General features: G+C 57.7%; 18 protein-coding genes. 12 read left to right on the plus strand and 6 right to left on the minus strand.

Annotation, left to right across the window (positions count from 1 at the left end):
- The first annotated feature begins 122 nt into the window (after positions 1-122).
- A complete protein-coding gene (locus tag J3R80_RS00720; protein WP_275391836.1) occupies positions 123-1,667 on the plus strand; it encodes a trimethylamine methyltransferase family protein in 1,545 nt (514 codons plus the stop codon).
- A gap of 90 nt (positions 1,668-1,757) precedes the next feature.
- Here J3R80_RS00720 and J3R80_RS00725 read toward each other — a convergent pair whose 3' ends face one another.
- Positions 1,758-2,054, minus strand: coding sequence for a DUF6477 family protein (locus J3R80_RS00725; RefSeq protein ID WP_275391837.1), 297 nt, complete (start codon positions 2,052-2,054; stop codon positions 1,758-1,760).
- Positions 2,055-2,298: 244 nt separating this feature from the next.
- On the opposite strand from J3R80_RS00725, the gene J3R80_RS00730 reads away from it, so the two are divergent.
- Positions 2,299-3,393 carry a DUF6456 domain-containing protein gene (locus J3R80_RS00730; protein ID WP_275391838.1) on the plus strand — a complete coding sequence of 365 codons (1,095 nt, stop codon included), beginning with the start codon at positions 2,299-2,301 and terminating at the stop codon, positions 3,391-3,393.
- On the opposite strand, the gene J3R80_RS00735 is transcribed toward J3R80_RS00730, so the two are convergent.
- Positions 3,387-3,773 (minus strand): hypothetical protein, encoded by a 387-nt coding sequence (locus J3R80_RS00735; RefSeq protein ID WP_275391839.1) that lies wholly within the window; start codon positions 3,771-3,773, stop codon positions 3,387-3,389. The genes J3R80_RS00730 and J3R80_RS00735 overlap by 7 nt on opposite strands.
- 227 nt (positions 3,774-4,000) lie before the next feature.
- Here J3R80_RS00735 and J3R80_RS00740 point away from each other — a divergent pair, with 227 nt between their 5' ends.
- From J3R80_RS00740 to J3R80_RS00775, 8 genes are all read left to right on the plus strand, one after another.
- Positions 4,001-5,038, plus strand: a complete 1,038-nt coding sequence (locus J3R80_RS00740; RefSeq protein ID WP_275391840.1) for an ATP-binding protein — start codon at positions 4,001-4,003, stop codon at positions 5,036-5,038.
- A gap of 146 nt (positions 5,039-5,184) precedes the next feature.
- Positions 5,185-6,219 (plus strand): substrate-binding domain-containing protein, encoded by a 1,035-nt coding sequence (locus J3R80_RS00745; protein ID WP_275391841.1) that lies wholly within the window; start codon positions 5,185-5,187, stop codon positions 6,217-6,219.
- 96 nt (positions 6,220-6,315) lie between these two features.
- Positions 6,316-7,788, plus strand: coding sequence for a phosphate ABC transporter permease subunit PstC (gene pstC / locus J3R80_RS00750; protein ID WP_275391842.1), 1,473 nt, complete (start codon positions 6,316-6,318; stop codon positions 7,786-7,788).
- On the plus strand, positions 7,785-9,149 hold the full coding sequence (gene pstA, locus J3R80_RS00755) for a phosphate ABC transporter permease PstA (protein WP_275391843.1): 1,365 nt from the start codon (positions 7,785-7,787) through the stop codon (positions 9,147-9,149). Before pstC ends, pstA begins: the two co-directional genes overlap by 4 nt.
- Before the next feature lie 14 nt (positions 9,150-9,163).
- Positions 9,164-9,961 (plus strand): phosphate ABC transporter ATP-binding protein PstB, encoded by a 798-nt coding sequence (pstB, locus tag J3R80_RS00760; RefSeq protein ID WP_275391844.1) that lies wholly within the window; start codon positions 9,164-9,166, stop codon positions 9,959-9,961.
- 35 nt (positions 9,962-9,996) lie between these two features.
- The gene (gene phoU / locus J3R80_RS00765) at positions 9,997-10,728 is read left to right on the plus strand and encodes a phosphate signaling complex protein PhoU (RefSeq protein ID WP_275391845.1); all 732 of its coding nucleotides are present in this window, start codon (positions 9,997-9,999) and stop codon (positions 10,726-10,728) included.
- Positions 10,725-11,414: a phosphate regulon transcriptional regulator PhoB gene (phoB, locus tag J3R80_RS00770; protein ID WP_275391846.1), complete on the plus strand. Its 690-nt coding sequence runs from the start codon at positions 10,725-10,727 to the stop codon at positions 11,412-11,414. Before phoU ends, phoB begins: the two co-directional genes overlap by 4 nt.
- A 502-nt stretch (positions 11,415-11,916) precedes the next feature.
- On the plus strand, positions 11,917-12,651 hold the full coding sequence (locus J3R80_RS00775) for a LuxR family transcriptional regulator (protein WP_275392245.1): 735 nt from the start codon (positions 11,917-11,919) through the stop codon (positions 12,649-12,651).
- Between the two features lie 453 nt (positions 12,652-13,104).
- Here the strand turns inward: J3R80_RS00775 and tsf are convergent, their stop codons facing one another.
- Positions 13,105-13,980, minus strand: coding sequence for a translation elongation factor Ts (gene tsf / locus J3R80_RS00780; RefSeq protein ID WP_275391847.1), 876 nt, complete (start codon positions 13,978-13,980; stop codon positions 13,105-13,107).
- A gap of 127 nt (positions 13,981-14,107) precedes the next feature.
- Positions 14,108-14,890 carry a 30S ribosomal protein S2 gene (gene rpsB, locus J3R80_RS00785; protein WP_275391848.1) on the minus strand — a complete coding sequence of 261 codons (783 nt, stop codon included), beginning with the start codon at positions 14,888-14,890 and terminating at the stop codon, positions 14,108-14,110.
- Between the two features lie 306 nt (positions 14,891-15,196).
- Between rpsB and J3R80_RS00790 the strand changes: the two genes are divergently transcribed.
- Entirely contained in the window at positions 15,197-16,093 is an 897-nt protein-coding gene (locus tag J3R80_RS00790) for a PfkB family carbohydrate kinase (protein WP_275391849.1), read from the plus strand.
- Complete coding sequence (locus J3R80_RS00795; RefSeq protein ID WP_275391850.1) at positions 16,090-16,998, plus strand: pseudouridine-5'-phosphate glycosidase; 909 nt, start codon at positions 16,090-16,092, stop codon at positions 16,996-16,998. The genes J3R80_RS00790 and J3R80_RS00795 overlap by 4 nt, the downstream gene beginning before the upstream one ends.
- Positions 16,999-17,068: 70 nt before the next feature.
- Here the strand turns inward: J3R80_RS00795 and J3R80_RS00800 are convergent, their stop codons facing one another.
- Both J3R80_RS00800 and J3R80_RS00805 read right to left on the minus strand, forming a co-directional pair.
- Positions 17,069-17,782: a response regulator transcription factor gene (locus J3R80_RS00800; protein WP_275391851.1), complete on the minus strand. Its 714-nt coding sequence runs from the start codon at positions 17,780-17,782 to the stop codon at positions 17,069-17,071.
- Positions 17,783-17,881: 99 nt separating this feature from the next.
- The gene (locus tag J3R80_RS00805; RefSeq protein WP_275391852.1) at positions 17,882-18,160 is read right to left on the minus strand and encodes a DUF1153 domain-containing protein; all 279 of its coding nucleotides are present in this window, start codon (positions 18,158-18,160) and stop codon (positions 17,882-17,884) included.
- Between the last annotated feature and the right edge of the window lie 118 nt (positions 18,161-18,278).

Genomic DNA, 18,278 nt, shown 5'->3' on the forward strand with positions numbered 1-18,278 from the left:
CTAGCATTTTTTTCACCTTTTCTGTCCAGATGTCGCTTTTGCCCCTTGAAGGACGCTTGCGAGCGGATTTGCCTGAGGCGGCAGGATATTCACAAAACAACAGGATAATTTGGAGGACATCCATGACCGAGGCATCCACCCGTCGTCGTGGTCGCGGAGGCGGCGGCGCAGCTCGTCGCGCGGAACGCACCGCCGTGCGCATCGAATGCGCCAAAACGATTTCGCGCAACATTCCCAACCTCGAAATTCTCAATGACGAGGCGCTGGAGATCATCGAGTATAATGCTGAAACGGTTCTGGAAGAGGTTGGTGTCAACTTCGTGGAAAACCCGGCCGCCCTTGAGCGTTGGAAAGCCGCAGGCGCTGATGTCAGCGGCGAGCGGGTGCGTATCCCGCGCGGACTGGCGCGCGAATTGTGCAAAACGGCGCCCAGCAGCTTCGTCCAACATGCGCGCAATCCCGAACGCAATGTCGAAATTGGCGGCAACAATCTGGTGCTGGCCCCGGTCTATGGCCCGCCTTTCGTCCGCGACGCCGCAGGAGGTCGCCGCTACGCCACGATGGACGATTTCCGCAAGTTCGTGAAGCTCGCTTATATGTCCAAATGGATGCACCATTCCGGCGGCACGGTCTGTGAACCGACCGATGTGCCGGTGAACAAGCGCCATCTGGACATGCTGCTGGCCCATATGACCCTGTCCGACAAACCCTATATGGGGTCGGTGACGGCGCCGGAACGGGCACAGGACAGCGTCGAGATGTCCGGGATCCTGTTCGGTAAGGACTTCGTGCAGCAAAACACGGTGATGACCTCGCTGATCAACATCAACTCGCCCATGCAATATGACGATGTGATGATGGGCGCGATGGAGGTGTTTGCCGAGAACAACCAGGCCTCGATCATTTCGCCCTTTATCGTGGGTGGGGCCATGGCGCCTGTGTCGGTGGCGGGCACCCTGACGCAGGTTCTGGCCGAGGTGCTGGCCGGTGTCGCCTATAGCCAGCTGGTCCGCAAAGGTGCGCCGGTGGTGGCAGGGACGTTCGTATCCTCGATCGACATGAACTCGGGCGCGCCCACATTCGGAACGCCAGAAGCCGCGCATGTGACCTATGGGGCCGGGCAGTTGTTCCGCCGCCTTGGGCTGCCTTATCGCTCGGCCGGGTCGTTCAACGGATCGAAACTGCCGGATGCGCAGGCGGCTTATGAAACTGCAAACAGCCTGAATATGGGGCTTTTGTCAGGTGTGAACTTCATGTTGCACGCTGCCGGCTGGCTGGAAGGCGGGTTGGTTGCAAGCTTCGAAAAGTTCGTGATGGACGCCGATCAGTTGGGCACATTGCATCATCTGGCCAAGGGCATTTCCGTGGACGAGAATGCGCAGGCCATGGATGCAATCCGCGAGGTCGGACCGGGCGGGCATTATCTGGGATGTGCACATACTCAGGCAAACTTCAAAACCGCGTTCTGGCGATCAGAGCTTTTGGATTACAAGCCCTTTGAGACGTGGGAAGAAGAAGGCGCCCAAGACACCGAAACTCTTGCGACGGCACGTGTGGAAAAATTGCTGAACGATTATCAGCAACCCGGCATGGATCCCGGCATTGCCGAAGGATTGCGTGACTATGTCGAGACCAAGAAAGCGTCGATGCCTGATGCGTTCGGCTAAGATGGAATCGTTCGCGATCCGTTCTGGTCGGTTAATGACAGAGTAAGGGGGCTTAACAGCCCCCTTAACTTTTGTGGTGAGATTTCGGTGTTATTGGACCTCACGAGGCCCCTGAGGCAGCAGGCGCAGTTCAGACATCAACGCGATCAAGACCTCTACGTGATGGGCAATGGAATAGGATGCATCGCCTGATGTGCGTGTATCCTCCAATCGCGCTTCTTCTTGGATAAGCTCGTCCAAAGCTTTCGCAGGGCTGGGCGTGGATGTGGTTTTCATAAGCTTTTTCAAGTCTCTATCCCGATTATAGTCGACCAAGCCAAATCGGGCAGCACGCACCAGAATGCGCGGACGGCGTAAGGTTTTGATACAGGTGAAGGGGTCGGTCATGGGGTATCCTTTCGATGATTCTCCATGATCGTGACACAACCCCAGCGGGTGTTGCGTCAGCCCGCGTGCACCGTGCGGAGCCTTTAATAAATCTTACCGGTTCAGCAACAATCCTTTCTACACACAAGGTAGGTTAACGAACCGCTAACCAATCGAATGATAGGTCTAACCGGCTAAAATTCAACCTGCGGTTGCGCGGTGGGATATCGCGAAACCCACGGAACGCCAATTGGAAGGGGCTTGAATGCAAAACGCGACGCCATCTGGGATCGAACACAACACTGTACTGCGCTGGTTGCCGGACGAAGTTCATCTGTATCTAAAACACACAGAAAAGGGTACGTCGATCCGTGCGCTTGCACGCGACATGGGTGTCCATGCATCGACCGTGATGCGGCAGGTCCGGAAAACTGAAGCGCGCAGGGATGATCCGTTGGTCGACGCGCTGCTGACCCGTTTGGGGGCAGGGGTGCGCGATGGTCAGGCCGATCTTGGCCATATCGAATATAATCCGAACGGACAGGAAGAAGATCCGGTGTCACCACATATGCTTCGCCTGCTGCGGGCGATGCTAAAAGACCGCGCGGTGATGGTGGTCAGCCAAGGGGTTGATACGGCAGTTGTCTTGGCCGCGCGTGACGATGGCGACCCGATCACACTGGCCAAAGGGCCAACCGAGGTTGTCGAGCTGATGGCGTTTCGCGGGTGGATCGAAGGCAGCACCAAGGGGCGGGTATGCCGCTATCACATGACGCCAGATGGCCGTGTCGCCCTGAATCGCATGCTGGCGCAAATGGAAAGCCGCGCCACCGGCTTTGCCGAGGCTCAGACGACCTTTATGGGGGCGCCCCAACACTCCGTTGGTACTGCCCACAAGCGTATTGCAAACAGGACGAAACGCCCCATTGGCGCTGACAGCCCGGTGCGCGTGCTTGGACGCGCAAAGGGTCAACAGAAGCCGTATCTTGGCCCGGATCTGGTCAGAGCAGCCGAGCGGTTGCACCGCGATTTCGCATTGGGTCAATGCGCAATGTCCGGAATAAACTCGTGGGATCGCGTTCAAGCCGAAATTCAGCCCACAACCGGCCCGACAACGGGGCATCCGTCGGACCGAAAACTAGATGCGCGCAAGAGGTTTGGAGAGGCGATCACAGCCCTTGGGCCAGAGCTTGCGCAGGTCGCTATGGCCGTTTGCTGTCACGAACGGGGCATGGAACGGATCGAAGCCGATATGGCGATGCCGGCCCGGTCAGGAAAATACCTTCTGCGGGTCGCGCTCAGCTATCTTGCACGCCACTATGACAAGGTGACAGGCGACGACCACGACCTGATCTATTGAGCAGGGGACGGGCGCGGATTGTTCAGAAATTTCATCAGACCGTCCGGGGTCACAATCAGACAGTCCAGGTCGGGATAAAGCTGCTGAAGCTCGCGTTTGATAACCTTCGGATTCGGCAATGTGTCGGTGCGGATCAGATAGGTGCCTTGAAACCCGATCGCGCTCAGATGCTGACCGATCTCGATACAGTCTGTTTGTGTGCAGAACAGGGCTGACACAACGAACTGAATGTTGTTCTCGTCGAATTCTGCACGCGTCAGACCAAAAAAAGTGTCGCATGACATATTGGTCAAGCGACACGACTGCGCCAGCCGATCATCAGCAATCGCCTCGCCGCCCAATAGCAGCAGCATCGGCGTTTCAGTGTGGCAGTCCGTCATCACCCAAATACCCGTCCGCAAACGATTGCGGCCTCAACTACGATATGCACGGCGACGCAGATTCGTGTTTTTGCCCATCGTTCGCCGTTACGGATCACACATATAAGGCGAACCTGCGGTTGGCAATTCTCCCTTTGCGAAGAAATTCGTGATTTTGGTATTTGACGCGGCAGCATTATGACGCCATCCCTGTGGCTGTGCCTGCTGATCCAAGGGTTTTATGAGTGATGCCGTCCAACGAAGTGTTACAAGCCTTGCCCGTGCCCGTTCTTGTTGTTGGTCGTGATCAACGCATCACCGCTCAGAACGATGGCGCCGCTGGCATATTTGAGATCGATCTGGTAGGGCGTCATGTGGCCACCGCCATTCGCCAGCCCGCATTGCTTGAGGCCATCGAAGCGGTATTGTCCGGCGCCGCGCAGGCGGATGCCCGGTTGGTTGTTTCAAAGCATGGTCGGGAAGTGCTCTACGACGTGCATCTGGCAAAACTTGCGTCTGATCACAGTGTTCTGCTGACCTTTCTTGATGTGTCGCCACATGAAGAAGCGGGACAGATGAGGTCGGATTTCGTCGCGAATGTCAGCCACGAGCTGCGCACGCCCTTGACCGCGCTGTCCGGGTTCATCGAAACCCTGCGCGGCCCGGCACGTAACGACCCTGACGCGCGCGCGCGATTCCTGGATATCATGGAGAGAGAAGCAGGCCGAATGAACCGGTTGGTCACAGATCTGTTGTCGCTGAGCCGGGTTGAAGACATGGGACGGATGCGCCCCACCGATCTGGTCGAGCTGGATCAGGTGATTCTGATGATTGTCAACGCGCTCAGCCCCGCAGCAAAGGAGCGTAACGTAGAGGTCCGATTCCATTCCGACGCAGGTCAGCCGACCATCGTGGTGGGGGACCGCGATCAGCTAACACAGGTCTTTACCAATCTGACCGAAAACGCGATCAAATATGGCCGCAAGGGGGGAACCGTTCAGATCACGATGAAGATCGAACCAATGGTTCCGGTCTTCAAGGGGCCGGGGCTGGTCGTCACGGTGCAGGATGAGGGCGAAGGCATCGACCCCAAGCATTTGGGGCGTTTGACCGAGCGGTTTTACCGGGTCGACAACCATCGCTCGCGCGAGTTGGGCGGGACCGGACTTGGCCTTGCAATCGTTAAGCACATCGTGAATCGCCACAGGGGGCGATTGCGCATTGAAAGCACGCCCGGCAGTGGCAGTTGCTTTACCGTTCTTCTGCCTATGCCGGACTCCGCCTGACTGTTTTTCGATCTTTTTCTGAAAATCATCTGTTTGGCGCTGATTGTCACATTACTTTTACAAAACTTACACAAAAGCTTTGTTCAAGACCCATAGGACGGCGCCATGTCGTCCGAGGGGGCGATGCAACCAAACAGGAGTTATCCATGTCCTTTGTGAAACTGACCGCCTCTGCCATGGCGATCGCTGCCGTTTCTGCAACCGCTGCCACCGCCCGTGACCAGGTTCAGGTTGCCGGGTCCTCGACCGTGCTGCCTTACGCCTCCATCGTCGCTGAAGCGTTCGGTGAAAACTTTGACTTCCCGACCCCCGTTGTTGAATCGGGCGGTTCGTCTGCCGGTCTGAAGCGCTTCTGCCAGGGTGTCGGCGAAGAGCATACCGACATTGCCAACGCTTCGCGCGCCATCCGCGAAAAGGAAATCAAGGCCTGTGCCGAAAACGGCGTGACCGACATCATCGAAGTGCGCATCGGCTATGACGGCATCGTGTTTGCCTCGCAGATCGACGGCCCGGCCTATACCGCATTCACCCAGTCTGACATCTTCAACGCGCTGGCCCCGAAGGTCATGGTTGACGGTGCGCTGGTCGACAACCCCTATAAGCAGTGGGCCGACTTCAACCCGGATCTGCCTGCCGAAGACATCCTGGCCTTCATTCCCGGCACCAAGCACGGCACCCGTGAAGTGTTCGAAGAAAAAGTTGTCGCAGCCGGCTGTGAAGCCACCGGCGCGCTGGAAGCCATGATCGCCGGCGGCATGTCGGAAGACGACGCCGAAGACGCGTGCCTGGCCGTGATGGCCGACGGTCGTGCCGTGGACATCGACGGTGACTATACCGAAACGCTGGCGTCGATCGACGCAAACGCCCACGCGATCGGCGTGTTCGGTCTGGCTTTCTATGAAAACAACACCGACAAGCTGAAAGTGGCCACGATGGCTGGTGTCGCGCCGTCGACCGAAACCATCTCGACCGGTGAATATCCGGTGTCGCGCCCGCTGTTCTTCTATGTGAAGAAAGCCCATATCGGCGTGATCCCCGGCCTGAAGGAATATGCCGAGTTCTTCATCTCGGACGAGATTGCCGGCCCTGACGGCCCGCTGGCCGAATACGGCCTGGTCTCCGATCCCGAACTGGGGGCCACGCAGGCCGCTGTTTCGGCTGAAGACGCCATGATGAACTAAGACCATGATGGCGCGGGGCATCGGTCCCGCGCCATTTTTCTGCCTTTCCCGGATCGGGCCAAAGATCTGCACCGCCTTTGCTGCACGGGCTTTCACATGTCTGCTTTCTGGCTTCTTATCATCCTACTGGCGTTTGCTGCTGTCGGTTTTGTCCTTGGACGCGGCCGCGCGCTGGCCTCGGTCAACGGGGAACGGCGCAGGCTACATTCCCTGCCGAACTACTATGGTTCTAACGTCGCGATGCTGGCTTTCGTGCCGGCTGTTCTTGTCCTTGCGGTCTGGGTGGTAGTCCAACCGTTTGTCATCAATTCATCGGTATCGAACCACATTCCCGCTGAGCTTTACCAAACCGGCGGTGAATTGAACCTGATCATGAGCGATGTGCGCCGCGTGGCCGATGGTCTGGACCTTGCCGTCAAGGGTGGCATGCTGACCACAGACGAAGCATCCAATATCGACAACGACGCGACCGATCTGCGTGCGCTTCTGGGCGAGGTCGGCATTGCCCTTGGGTCAGAGATACATCCCTCGGTCTTGTCTGCGGCACAGGTGATGCGCACTCAGATCGCCACTGGCAACCTCTATCGCAGTATCGTGCTTCTGGTGATCGCGGCGGCGGGGTTCTTTGTCGCCATCCGCATGACCTCGGGCGAGTTTCGGGCACGCAACATGGTCGAGCGGGGCATCCGTGGCCTGTTGATCGCTGCAGCGTCGATTGCGATCCTGACGACCATCGGCATCGTGTTGTCGCTGATCTTCAACACGCTCGAGTTTTTCCGCCTGTATCCGGCCAAGGATTTTTTCACACTGCTTGAATGGGCGCCCAGCTTCTCGGGGCGCGGGGGCGCTTCGAGCCTTGGCCTTTTGCCGCTGCTTTGGGGCACGCTCTATATCTCGGTCGTCGCGTTGCTGGTCGCGGTTCCGATCGGGTTGTTCTCGGCCATCTATCTGGCTGAATATGCCGGACCCAAGACCCGCAGCATTGCCAAGCCCATGCTTGAGGTTCTGGCGGGCATTCCGACCATCGTTTACGGCCTGTTTGCCCTGCTGACCATCGGCCCCATGCTTCTGAGCGTCTTCGGCGACAACGGGTTTGGATGGATGCAGGGCCAGCGGTCGGTGATGACGGCGGGGCTTGTGATGGGCATCATGCTGATCCCCTTCGTCAGCTCACTGTCCGACGACATCATCAACGCGGTGCCGCAAGCCATGCGCGACGGGTCATATGGGCTGGGTGCCACCCAGTCCGAAACCGTCCGCCAGGTGGTGTTGCCCGCAGCCCTTCCGGGCATTGTCGGGGCCGTCCTGCTGGCCACCAGCCGCGCCCTTGGCGAAACCATGATCGTGGTGATGGGGGCAGGGGCCGCCGCCCGGCTGGACCTGAACCCATTCGAGGCCATGACCACCGTTACTGCTAAGATCGTCAGTCAGTTGACCGGCGACAGCGACTTTGCCAGCCCCGAGGCGCTTGTCGCCTTTGCCCTTGGCATGACGCTGTTCATCCTGACCCTTGGCCTGAACGTCCTCGCGCTTTACATCGTGCGCAAATACCGGGAGCAATACGAATGACCGACGCAGCTTTCCCAGACGGGGCCGAAGGGGCCGCGCCGCGCACCACCTCGTCGCTTCTGACCCAAGACACACGCACCAAGAAACGAAACGCCGCCGAGGCCCGGTTCCGCGCCTATGGCATTGCGGCCATCGCCGTCGGTCTTGTCTTTCTTGCCGTGCTGGTCAGTTCGATCATCTTCAAGGGTGTGGGCGCGTTCCAGCAGACCTTCATCACCCTGAACGTGGAACTTCTGGAAGAGAAACTGGACAAGTCCGGCACCCGCGACATCGAGGCGATCAAGAAGGTCACGACCTTCGGCTATAACCCACTGATCGACGCGGCGCTGGCACAGGCGATTGCCGATACGGGGATCGAGAACCCGTTTTCGAAAGGCAAGGACCTGCGCAAGATGATCAGTTCGGGTGCGGCGGCGGACCTGCGCGATCACGTCATCGAGAACCCCGATGAGATTGGCAAGACGGTCTCGTTTCGCCTGCTCGCCTCGTCCCGTGTCGATGGCTATCTGAAGGGGCGTGTCACCCGCGAAAGCCTGGCGCGCGACAAGAACCTGACACCCGAGCATCTGGACATCGTCGATGCGTTGGCCGGGGCAGGGGTCGTGACAAAGGCCTTCAATACCGATTTCATCACCGGCGCGGATGCATCCGAAAGCCGCCCGGAACAAGCCGGGATTGGTGTTTCGATGCTGGGCAGCTTCTATATGATGCTGGTTGTGCTGGCTTGTGCGCTGCCCATCGGTGTTGCGGCGTCTATTTATCTTGAGGAGTTTGCCCCGCAGAACTGGTTTACAGACCTGATCGAGGTGAACATCTCGAACCTTGCGGCTGTGCCGTCCATTGTGTTCGGTATCCTCGGTCTGGCGGTGTTCATCCAATTCGCCCACCTGCCGCAATCCGCACCCTTGGTTGGTGGTCTGGTGCTGACCCTGATGACGCTGCCGACGATCATCATCTCGACCCGCGCATCGTTGAAATCGGTGCCACCGTCGATCCGCGAAGCGGCCTTGGGGATTGGGGCATCGAAAATGCAAACGGTGTTCCACCACGTCTTGCCACTGGCCATGCCCGGCATCCTGACCGGGACCATCATCGGGCTGGCGCAGGCGCTTGGCGAAACCGCACCGCTGCTTCTGATCGGGATGGTGGGCTATATCGCCTCGAACTATCCCGATGGGGTGATCGAAGGCTTCATGTCGCCGAACTCGGCCATGCCCGCACAGATCTACGAATGGGCAAAACGCGCTGACCCGGCCTATTATGAACGCGCCTGGGGCGGCATCATCATCCTTCTGGTGTTCCTGATGACCATGAACATCATTGCCATCATTCTGCGCCGCCGATTTGAGCGCCGCTGGTAGGAAAGACCGCAGACATGAATGATATGACGAAAATCGAAGGGGCTATTGAGATGAACGATATGAAAATCTCGGCCAAGGGCGTGCAGGTCTATTACGGCGATACGCACGCGATCAAAGATGTCTCGGTTGAAATCGAAGACAAGACCGTCACCGCCTTCATCGGCCCGTCGGGCTGCGGCAAGTCGACCTTCCTGCGCTGCCTGAACCGCATGAATGACACGATCGACATTTGTCGCGTCGAAGGTGACATCTTGCTGGATGGCGAAGACATCTATGACAAGCGCGTCGACCCGGTGCAGCTGCGTGCCAAGGTGGGGATGGTGTTTCAGAAACCCAACCCGTTCCCCAAGTCGATCTATGACAACATCGCCTATGGCCCGCGCATTCACGGTCTGGCCAAGAACAAGGCCGATCTGGACGATATCGTCGAGAAATCGCTGCGTCGCGGCGCCATCTGGGACGAGGTGAAAGACCGTCTTCATGCGCCGGGCACCGGCCTGTCCGGTGGTCAGCAGCAGCGTCTGTGCATTGCCCGCGCCGTGGCGACCGAACCGGAAGTTCTGTTGATGGACGAGCCATGCTCGGCCCTTGACCCGATTGCCACCGCGCAAGTCGAAGAATTGATTGATGAACTGCGCCAAAGCTATTCGGTGGTGATCGTCACACACTCGATGCAGCAGGCCGCACGTGTCAGCCAGAAAACTGCCTTCTTCCACCTTGGAAACCTGGTGGAGTACGACGACACAACCAAGATCTTCACCAACCCCGAAGACCCGCGCACTGAAAGTTACATCACCGGCCGTATCGGCTGACGACGGATCGCCCAACACAGGGGCAGGAGACTTACATGACCGACCAACATATCGCATCCGCCTTCGACCGCGACCTTGAAGAGGTTCAGGCCCATCTGATGAAGATGGGTGGCATGGTTGAAGATGCCATCCGCGCAAGCGCCAAATCCCTGAAACGCCGTGACGAGGAACTTGCCGAACTGGTGCGCAAGAACGACAAGAAGATCGACGCGCTGGATCTGCAAATCCAGGAAGAATGCGCCCGCATCATCGCCTTGCGTCAGCCGATTGCCTCGGACCTGCGCACGGTTCTGACGGTGATGAAAGTGGCGGCCAATCTGGAACGGATCGGCGACTATGCCAAGAACATGGCCAAACGCACCAGCGTGCTTGTGCACATGCAACCCATCGACGGTGCCTCGGGCGCCATCAAGCGCATGGCCACCGAAGCCCAGCGGATGCTGTCCGACGCGCTTGATGCCTTCATCCGCCGCGACGCCGATCTGGCGCAGGATGTGCGTCACCGCGATCTTGAGATCGACCAGATGTATAACGCGCTGTTTCGCGAGTTCCTGACCTTCATGATGGAAGACCCACGCAACATTTCGTCCTGTATGCACTTGCATTTCATCGCCAAGAACATCGAACGGATGGGCGATCACGTCACCTCGATCGCGGATCAGGTGATTTATTTGGTGAAGGGCGAATTGCCGGACGAAGCGCGCCCCAAGGGGAACGCGCCCAACTATGAAATCCCCATCGTAGATGATGCGGAGGCGAAGGCATGAGCGCCGGAACACCCTGTGTTCTGTTGGTCGAGGACGAGCCGGCACAGCGGGAAATCCTGCGCTATAACCTCAGTTCTGAAGGCTATGATGTCACGATGGCCGAGAATGGCGATGACGCATTGATCCTGATCGACGAGGTTACGCCTGATCTTGTGCTGCTGGACTGGATGTTGCCCGGCGTGTCCGGCATCGAAATCTGTCGCCGCCTGAAAACCCGCAAGGAAACGCGCACGATCCCGGTGATCATGCTATCGGCCCGATCAGAAGAGGTCGATCGCGTGCGGGGGCTTGAAACCGGCGCGGATGACTATGTCGTCAAGCCGTTTTCGGTCAGTGAACTGATGGCGCGGATACGAACCCAACTGCGCCGCACGCGTCCGGCTGCCGTGGGCCAGAGGTTGGAGTATCAGGACATACTGCTGGACGGCGAAAGCCACCGTGTAACGCGGGCAGGCGCCGACGTTAAACTTGGACCGACTGAATTTCGGCTGCTGTCCACGTTGATGGAAAAACCCGGTCGTGTCTGGAGCCGCGAGCAGCTGCTGGACCGCGTCTGGGGTCGCGATGTCTATGTCGATACACGCACGGTCGACGTTCATGTCGGACGGCTGCGCAAGGCACTCTGTCGACAGGGCGGAGACGATCCGCTGCGCACAGTGCGCGGCACAGGTTACGCATTGGGTTAGCGTGCTCCGCTCAGTTGCGTGTAAACGGCTTCCATTCCATGATCTCCTATTAAGTAGCTCATTGTTTTCTAGTAGGAGTCGCACTCCAGTTTAGAATGTGCCTCGGTGTGAGCGCATCGGCGCATAATCGGTATTATGTTATTATGTTATATATAATTGTGCAGTCTGCATATTTGCGAGCCGTCACCTGTAACTTGTTCATATCATGTAGAAACGAGCTGTGCGTCACCAGTGCAACCTCGCCCTTGACCCGTTGGCGGTCTAAAGTGCCGCGGAACAACACAAGTGCATCACTATCCTCAGGTTTTTCTCGACAATTGTTGCGATTGCAGCAAAGAATGCGGTCGGCAAAAGGATTTGATTGATGATTTCGTTTCACGTTCCGTGCGCGCCGCGCCTTGTAGTGTTGGCAATAAGCAACTGCGCGATCATCTCGCCTGAACCACATGACGCCGCCGTTATTGGATTTGGTGCAGTCTGAATGGATCCCATGCTCGACTACATGGCGCGGATATGCCAATGCAGCTCGGTCACCGAACTGTGGGATGTTCATTGTGAGGCTATGAACGAATTCGGGTTCGACCGGCTGGTTTATGGCTGCACCCATTTTACAACACCAACTTCACTTGGCCCTCGTGAAGATACATTGATCCTGTCGTCTCATCCGCGCGAATATGTTGAGCGTCTATGTACTGAAGACGAACTTTATCGGCATTCGCCGATGATCGAATGGGCCTCGCAAAACAGCGGTGCATGCAGTTGGTCCTGGGTGCATGAGAATATCGACAAACTCTCGGAGAAAGGGCTTCAGGTTCGTGACATCAATCGCGAAATGAATGTGACAGCGGGCTATACGATCTCGTTTCCCGAATCTGCCAAACGCGCCCGAGCCGTGATGGCATTGACGGCCAGAAGCGGATTAACCCAGGACCAGGTAGATCAGATTTGGGACGAGCACGGGAAAACGATCGAGACGTTGAATCATGTGGTGCATCTGAAAATCTTGTCCCTGCCCCAACAAACGGACCGGGCGAAACTGTCAGCCCGTCAACGCGAAGTGCTGGAATGGGTTGGCACCGGAAAAACCAATCAGGACATCGCGACGATCATGGGCGTGTCAGCCGCTACGGTCGAGAAACATCTGCGAATCGCCCGGTCGAAATTGGGCGTCGATACGACTGCGCAGGCCATTCTCAAGATATCGTACCTGAATCAGATTCGTTCCCCACATGGTTGATTTGGTCGAGCTGTGGGAATTTATTCAAAACAAAACACCATCATTGTCGACCGCCAGAGAACAAAATATCATATCTTGTTGATTTTACGGTAGGGAAACCCTGACTTCCAATTTGCTTCTCTTTGAGGCATAATGATCGTGTTCCGTGAGTGGTGGCTTTGAAGCCGTTGGAACTTGAAGGGGTGGACGTACTGCGATTTCAGACAACGTCTCATTCTTCCGGGAAACCGGGAGCTGGTGTCAGAGGAATATTGTTACCCGAGACACCAGCAACCTAAATTCCTGGAAATCGACATAGAAACACACATGTCCCGTGTGGATCTAAGCGGCGTCAACCTTCCCGTTGGCGCCGCTATTCATTTTGGGATCTGATCAAGCAGATACGCGACCGCTCACTGCGACGAAAAAGGGCCGGTTGCCCGGCCCTTTCCACATTCAAATGTGAACGCCTGATCAGCCTTGAACGGCGGCAGCCACTTCGGCGGCGAAATCGGCTTCTTCTTTCTCGATCCCTTCGCCCACTTCCATGCGGACATAGCCGACGATCTCGGCACCGGCTTCTTTGGCGGCAGCCTCAACAGTCAGGTCGGGATTGATCACGAAGTCCTGACCCAACAGAGTCACTTCGGCCAGGAATTTCTTCATGCGGCCTTTGATCATGTTCTCGATGATGTTTTCGGGCTTACCGCTTTCGCGGGCTTGCTCGGTCAGGATCGAGCGCTCTTTCTCAACGACGGCAGCGTCCAGCTCGGCTTCGTTCAACGCCTGCGGGTTGGCGGCTGCAATGTGCATTGCGACCTGACGCCCGAAATCTTCCGAACCGCCCTTCATGGCCACCAGAACACCGATCTTGCCCATGCCATCTGCGGCAGCGTTGTGCACATAGGTCACAACGCTTTCACCTTCAACCGATGCCATACGGCGCAGCGACATGTTTTCGCCGATGGTGGCGATCTTGTTGGTGATCGTGTCGGCAACCGATTTGCCACCCAGATCGGCTGCGTTCAGCGTATCCAGATCGCTGGCGTTCAGGGCAGCGTTTGCGATCCCCGAAACCATCTGCTGGAATTCAGCATTTTTCGCAACGAAGTCGGTTTCCGAGTTCACTTCAACGGCAACGCCCTTGCCACCGGACACGGCGACGGCCACCAGACCTTCAGCAGCCGTGCGGCCTGCTTTCTTGGCGGCCTTTGCCAGACCCTTGGTGCGCAGCCAGTCAACGGCGGCGTCCATGTCGCCATCAGTTTCGACCAGCGCTTTTTTCGCGTCCATCATGCCAACGCCGGTGGATTCGCGCAGTTCTTTGACGAGTGCAGCAGTGATTGCCATATCTCAGCTCCTTGGTGTGTCGGGGGTTGCAGGCGCGGTCAAGTTCCGCCCCGGTATCCATGCGCCCCGTATCAATTCTGTGACAGATGCGCGAGGCAAGTCACCCTGCCCCGCGTTTGTGCGGTCGTTATTCGACCGGAGCAGCTTCTTCCGCAGCTTCAGCAACAGCTTCTTCTGCAGGGGCTTCTTCCATTGCGCCAAGATCAACGCCAGCAGCGCCGAGCTGTGCCGACATACCGTCCAGAGCCGAACGCGACACCAGATCGCAGTAAAGAGCGATCGCGCGCGCTGCGTCGTCATTGCCCGGAATGATGTAATCCACACCTTCCGGCGGGCAGTTGGTGTCAACCACAGCCACAACCGGGATGCCCAGCTTGTTGGCTTCAGCAATGGCCAGCGCTTCTTTTTTCACGTCGATGACGAACAGAAGATCGGGCACACCGCCCATTTCACGGATGCCGCCCAGCGAGGCTTGCAGTTTCGCCTGCTCGCGCTCCATGCCCAGACGCTCTTTCTTGGTCAGGCCTTCTGCGCCGTTCGCCAGCTTCTCGTCAAATTCCTTCAGACGTTGGATCGACTTGGACACGGTCTGCCAGTTGGTCAGCGTGCCGCCCAGCCAACGGTGGTTCATGTAATACTGCGCCGATTTCTCAGCGGCTTCGGCGATGGCGCCAGCAGCTTGACGCTTGGTGCCGACGAACAGAACGCGGCCACCCTTGGCGACGGTTTCGCGCACAGCGTTCAGCGCAGCGTCCAGCATCGGCAGGGTTTGCGTCAGGTCGAAAATGTGGATCCCATTGCGTTCACCATAGATGAACGGAGCCATACGGGGGTTCCAGCGTTGGGTCTGGTGACCAAAGTGAACGCCAGCTTCCAAAAGCTGACGCAGCGAAAAATCAGGCAGCGCCATGTTCTTTTCCTTTCCGGTTTCTACCTTGACGGGGCCAAACGAGCGGTTCATGTCCTTGTAATCATTCCGTTTTCACGGACCTAATTATTTGGTCATTCCCCGGCTCAACCGGCGGACGTCCGAGGATTTCTCCCTCTTCAGCCCAACCCCGCCTGTGGATTGATGGGGGGCGTATAGACCCCTGCCCGGCTACTGACAAGCCCAAAAAACAGGGAATTCGCTTTATTTTGTTGGCTCCTACGGCAAGGACACGTTGTCAGCAGATCGTCTCTTGTGTCATCTCACAATCCTCGGCAAAGAGGGGGCATGACAATGACGCATGATATTCTGTGCATAGGCTCGGTGCTGTGGGACGTGATTGGGCGTACGCAACACCCGATGCGTGTCGGCTCGGATGAACCCGGGCGGATCACCCGACTACCGGGGGGCGTGGCGATGAACATCGCGATGACGGCGCAGCGGTTTGACCTGCGCCCCGCCCTTCTGACCGCCATCGGGCGCGACGCCGAAGGCGAAGAATTGCTGGCCGAATGCGGCGCGCGCGGGATGGTGACGACCTTCGTGCATCGTCCCTCTGGATTGCCGACCGATGTCTATATGGCCATCGAAGGTCCGCAGGGATTGGTCGCTGCATTGGCGGACGCACATTCTTTGGAGGCGGCTGGCGATGCTATTCTTGCACCCCTTGAAGACGGCACACTTGGATCCGCGAAAAAACCTTACACCGGCGTGATCGCTTTGGATGGAAACCTGACTTTGGCCCTGTTGACCGACATCGCCAAACGCCCCAGCTTTGCTGCTGCCGATTTGCGCGTTGCCCCGGCCAGCCCCGGCAAGGCACGCCGACTGACCCCTCTGATGGAGCATCCGGGTGCAACCCTTTATGTCAACCGCGAAGAGGCGGGGTACCTGGCAAATCAGCGTTTTGACAACGCGCTTGAGGCTGCCGAGGGTCTGCTGGCCGCTGGAGCCAACCGCGTGTTGGTCACCGATGGTGGCAGCTTCGCCGCAGACGGCAGCAAGCAGCACGGGGTGATCCAAACCCCCTGCCCTGCGGTGCGTGTGCGACGTATCACGGGCGCTGGTGATACATTCATGGCCGCGCATATCGCTGCTGAAATGGCGGGCAAGGCTCCGGTTGAAGCACTGGCACATGCCCAGGAAACCGCCGCTCACTACGTATCCGGAGAAGACGATACATGACCCTGCCCCTCTGTTTCTCGCCCGAAGCCGCCAACGCCCGTGAAGCGGGCCAGCCCATCGTTGCGCTGGAAAGCACGATTATCACCCATGGCATGCCTTGGCCGCAGAATGTCGAAACCGCACGCGAGGTCGAGGCCGTCATCCGCGAAAACGGGGCCGTGCCGGCCACCATCGCGGTTCTTGAGGGTCAGATGCATATCGGCCTCACGGATGCTGAACTGGAAGCTTTGGGTCAGGCGCAGAACGTGGCCAAGCTGTCGCGCGCGGATCTGGCCGCCTGCATCGCGACCGGTGGAACAGGTGCGACCACAGTGGCGGCGACGATGATCGCGGCGCATCTGGCTGGGATCGAGGTATTCGCGACGGGAGGGATCGGCGGCGTGCATCGTGGCGCGGAAGACAGTTTCGACATTTCCGCCGATTTGCAGGAACTTTCCAAGACGCCTGTGACCGTTGTCGGCGCGGGCGCAAAAGCCATCCTTGACCTGCCGAAGACGCTTGAAGTGCTGGAAACGCTGGGCGTTCCGGTCATCGCCTACGGGCAGACAGATTTTCCGGCTTTCTGGTCACGCAGTTCGGGCCTGCCCGCCCCATTGACGATGGATGATCCTGCTCAGATTGCGCGGGCAATGAAGGTGCGACGGAGCATGGGCCTGTCCGGCGGGCATTTCGTCGCCAATCCGATCCCAGAAGTGGATGAGATTCCGACCGAGGTGATCACGCCGGTCATTGAAGAGGCGCTGACCGCAGCAGCTGCGGAAGGGATCGCAGCCAAATCTGTGACACCCTATCTGTTGGATCGCATTTTTCACGCCACCGATGGCGCGTCTCTGGTGGCAAACATTGCGCTGGTCAAGAACAATGCGCGCCTTGCGGCCCGCATTGCCAGCGAACTGAAACTCTGACCCGAGGTCTGCTTGGATAGGCTGCCGATCCAACACGCATGGCGGATCGGCGGCAGCTCAGGCAGTCGCCTTAAGCCCCCATCGCGATCTTTGCATCCAGCTCGGCAGGTTCAGGATCGCGCAGAACATAACCACGGCCCCATACGGTTTCGATATGGCTGTCGCCCCCGGTCGCCGTCGACAGTTTCTTGCGCAACTTACAGATAAACACGTCGATGATTTTCAGTTCCGGTTCGTCCATCCCGCCATAAAGGTGGTTCAAGAACATCTCTTTCGTCAGGGTTGTGCCCTTGCGCAGCGAAAGAAGTTCCAGCATCTGGTATTCCTTGCCCGTCAGGTGCACCGTGCGCCCATCCACGTCGACTGTCTTGGCATCCAGGTTCACGGCGATTGGGCCGGTCTTGATCACCGATTGCGAATGCCCTTTTGACCGGCGAATGATTGCATGAATGCGGGCAATCAGCTCTTCCCGGTGGAAGGGTTTGGTCATGTAATCATCTGCCCCGAACCCAAAGCCTTTGATCTTGTTCTCCGTGTCGTCGGCACCAGACAGGATCAGGATTGGCGTTTCAACCCGCGCCAGGCGCAACTGGCGCAACACTTCATGCCCGTTCATATCCGGCAGGTTCAGATCAAGAAGGATCAGATCATAGTCATAGAGTTTCGCCAGATCGATCCCTTCTTCACCCAAATCGGTGGCGTAGACATTCAGATTGGCGTGAGTCAGCATCAGCTCGATGCTGCGCGATGTGGTCGGGTCGTCTTCCACCAAAAGGATACGCATGTTTCGGGTTCTCCGCTTAAAAGTCCTAATGTTCACAATCAGCATCTCGTGAAATGGTTAACCACACGTTACCCATGCAGAACTTTTAGCGAAAACAATCTAAGGTTGTCTATATCTTTGTAACGATGTCGCCTTCAAGGCCGCTTCACCATGATCCGACACAGCCCTGACCCATTCGGCCAATTCCTCCTCGGACAAGGCATACATGTCTTGCGCGTCTTTCTCGGAAATCAGGCCGGACATCACGCCCCGCACCACTGCCGCTTTGCGGCTGGCAACCCAACGTCGCGTGGTTTTCGGGGGCAGATCAGCGCGTGTCATGATCGACCCATCCGGCAGGGTCACAGCGCGTGGCCCCTCTACTTTCTTCAGATACATTTCCAGCCCTCACATCTTGGTCTGTGACGATTTTCCGCACTTACACTTAAAGAGAGGTGAAGCTGCCCCTTGTTGTTCATTCGAATTTTCATATATTCCGACCTTCTTCTGGAAAGGA

It is taken from the genome of Aliiroseovarius sp. Z3 (assembly GCF_029105185.1).
GTDB lineage: Bacteria > Pseudomonadota > Alphaproteobacteria > Rhodobacterales > Rhodobacteraceae > Aliiroseovarius.

Coding starts and splice junctions, on each gene's coding strand:
- J3R80_RS00805 (WP_275391852.1), bottom strand. CDS start 18,160: ATGTATCTGAAGAAAGTAGAGGGGCCACGCGCTGTGACCCTGCCGGAT.
- J3R80_RS00740 (WP_275391840.1), top strand. CDS start 4,001: ATGCCGTCCAACGAAGTGTTACAAGCCTTGCCCGTGCCCGTTCTTGTT.
- J3R80_RS00735 (WP_275391839.1), bottom strand. CDS start 3,773: ATGACGGACTGCCACACTGAAACGCCGATGCTGCTGCTATTGGGCGGC.
- J3R80_RS00745 (WP_275391841.1), top strand. CDS start 5,185: ATGTCCTTTGTGAAACTGACCGCCTCTGCCATGGCGATCGCTGCCGTT.
- J3R80_RS00795 (WP_275391850.1), top strand. CDS start 16,090: ATGACCCTGCCCCTCTGTTTCTCGCCCGAAGCCGCCAACGCCCGTGAA.
- rpsB (WP_275391848.1), bottom strand. CDS start 14,890: ATGGCGCTGCCTGATTTTTCGCTGCGTCAGCTTTTGGAAGCTGGCGTT.
- pstB (WP_275391844.1), top strand. CDS start 9,164: ATGAATGATATGACGAAAATCGAAGGGGCTATTGAGATGAACGATATG.
- J3R80_RS00730 (WP_275391838.1), top strand. CDS start 2,299: ATGCAAAACGCGACGCCATCTGGGATCGAACACAACACTGTACTGCGC.
- J3R80_RS00720 (WP_275391836.1), top strand. CDS start 123: ATGACCGAGGCATCCACCCGTCGTCGTGGTCGCGGAGGCGGCGGCGCA.
- pstA (WP_275391843.1), top strand. CDS start 7,785: ATGACCGACGCAGCTTTCCCAGACGGGGCCGAAGGGGCCGCGCCGCGC.
- pstC (WP_275391842.1), top strand. CDS start 6,316: ATGTCTGCTTTCTGGCTTCTTATCATCCTACTGGCGTTTGCTGCTGTC.
- J3R80_RS00725 (WP_275391837.1), bottom strand. CDS start 2,054: ATGACCGACCCCTTCACCTGTATCAAAACCTTACGCCGTCCGCGCATT.
- phoU (WP_275391845.1), top strand. CDS start 9,997: ATGACCGACCAACATATCGCATCCGCCTTCGACCGCGACCTTGAAGAG.
- J3R80_RS00790 (WP_275391849.1), top strand. CDS start 15,197: ATGACAATGACGCATGATATTCTGTGCATAGGCTCGGTGCTGTGGGAC.
- J3R80_RS00775 (WP_275392245.1), top strand. CDS start 11,917: ATGGCGCGGATATGCCAATGCAGCTCGGTCACCGAACTGTGGGATGTT.
- phoB (WP_275391846.1), top strand. CDS start 10,725: ATGAGCGCCGGAACACCCTGTGTTCTGTTGGTCGAGGACGAGCCGGCA.
- tsf (WP_275391847.1), bottom strand. CDS start 13,980: ATGGCAATCACTGCTGCACTCGTCAAAGAACTGCGCGAATCCACCGGC.
- J3R80_RS00800 (WP_275391851.1), bottom strand. CDS start 17,782: ATGCGTATCCTTTTGGTGGAAGACGACCCGACCACATCGCGCAGCATC.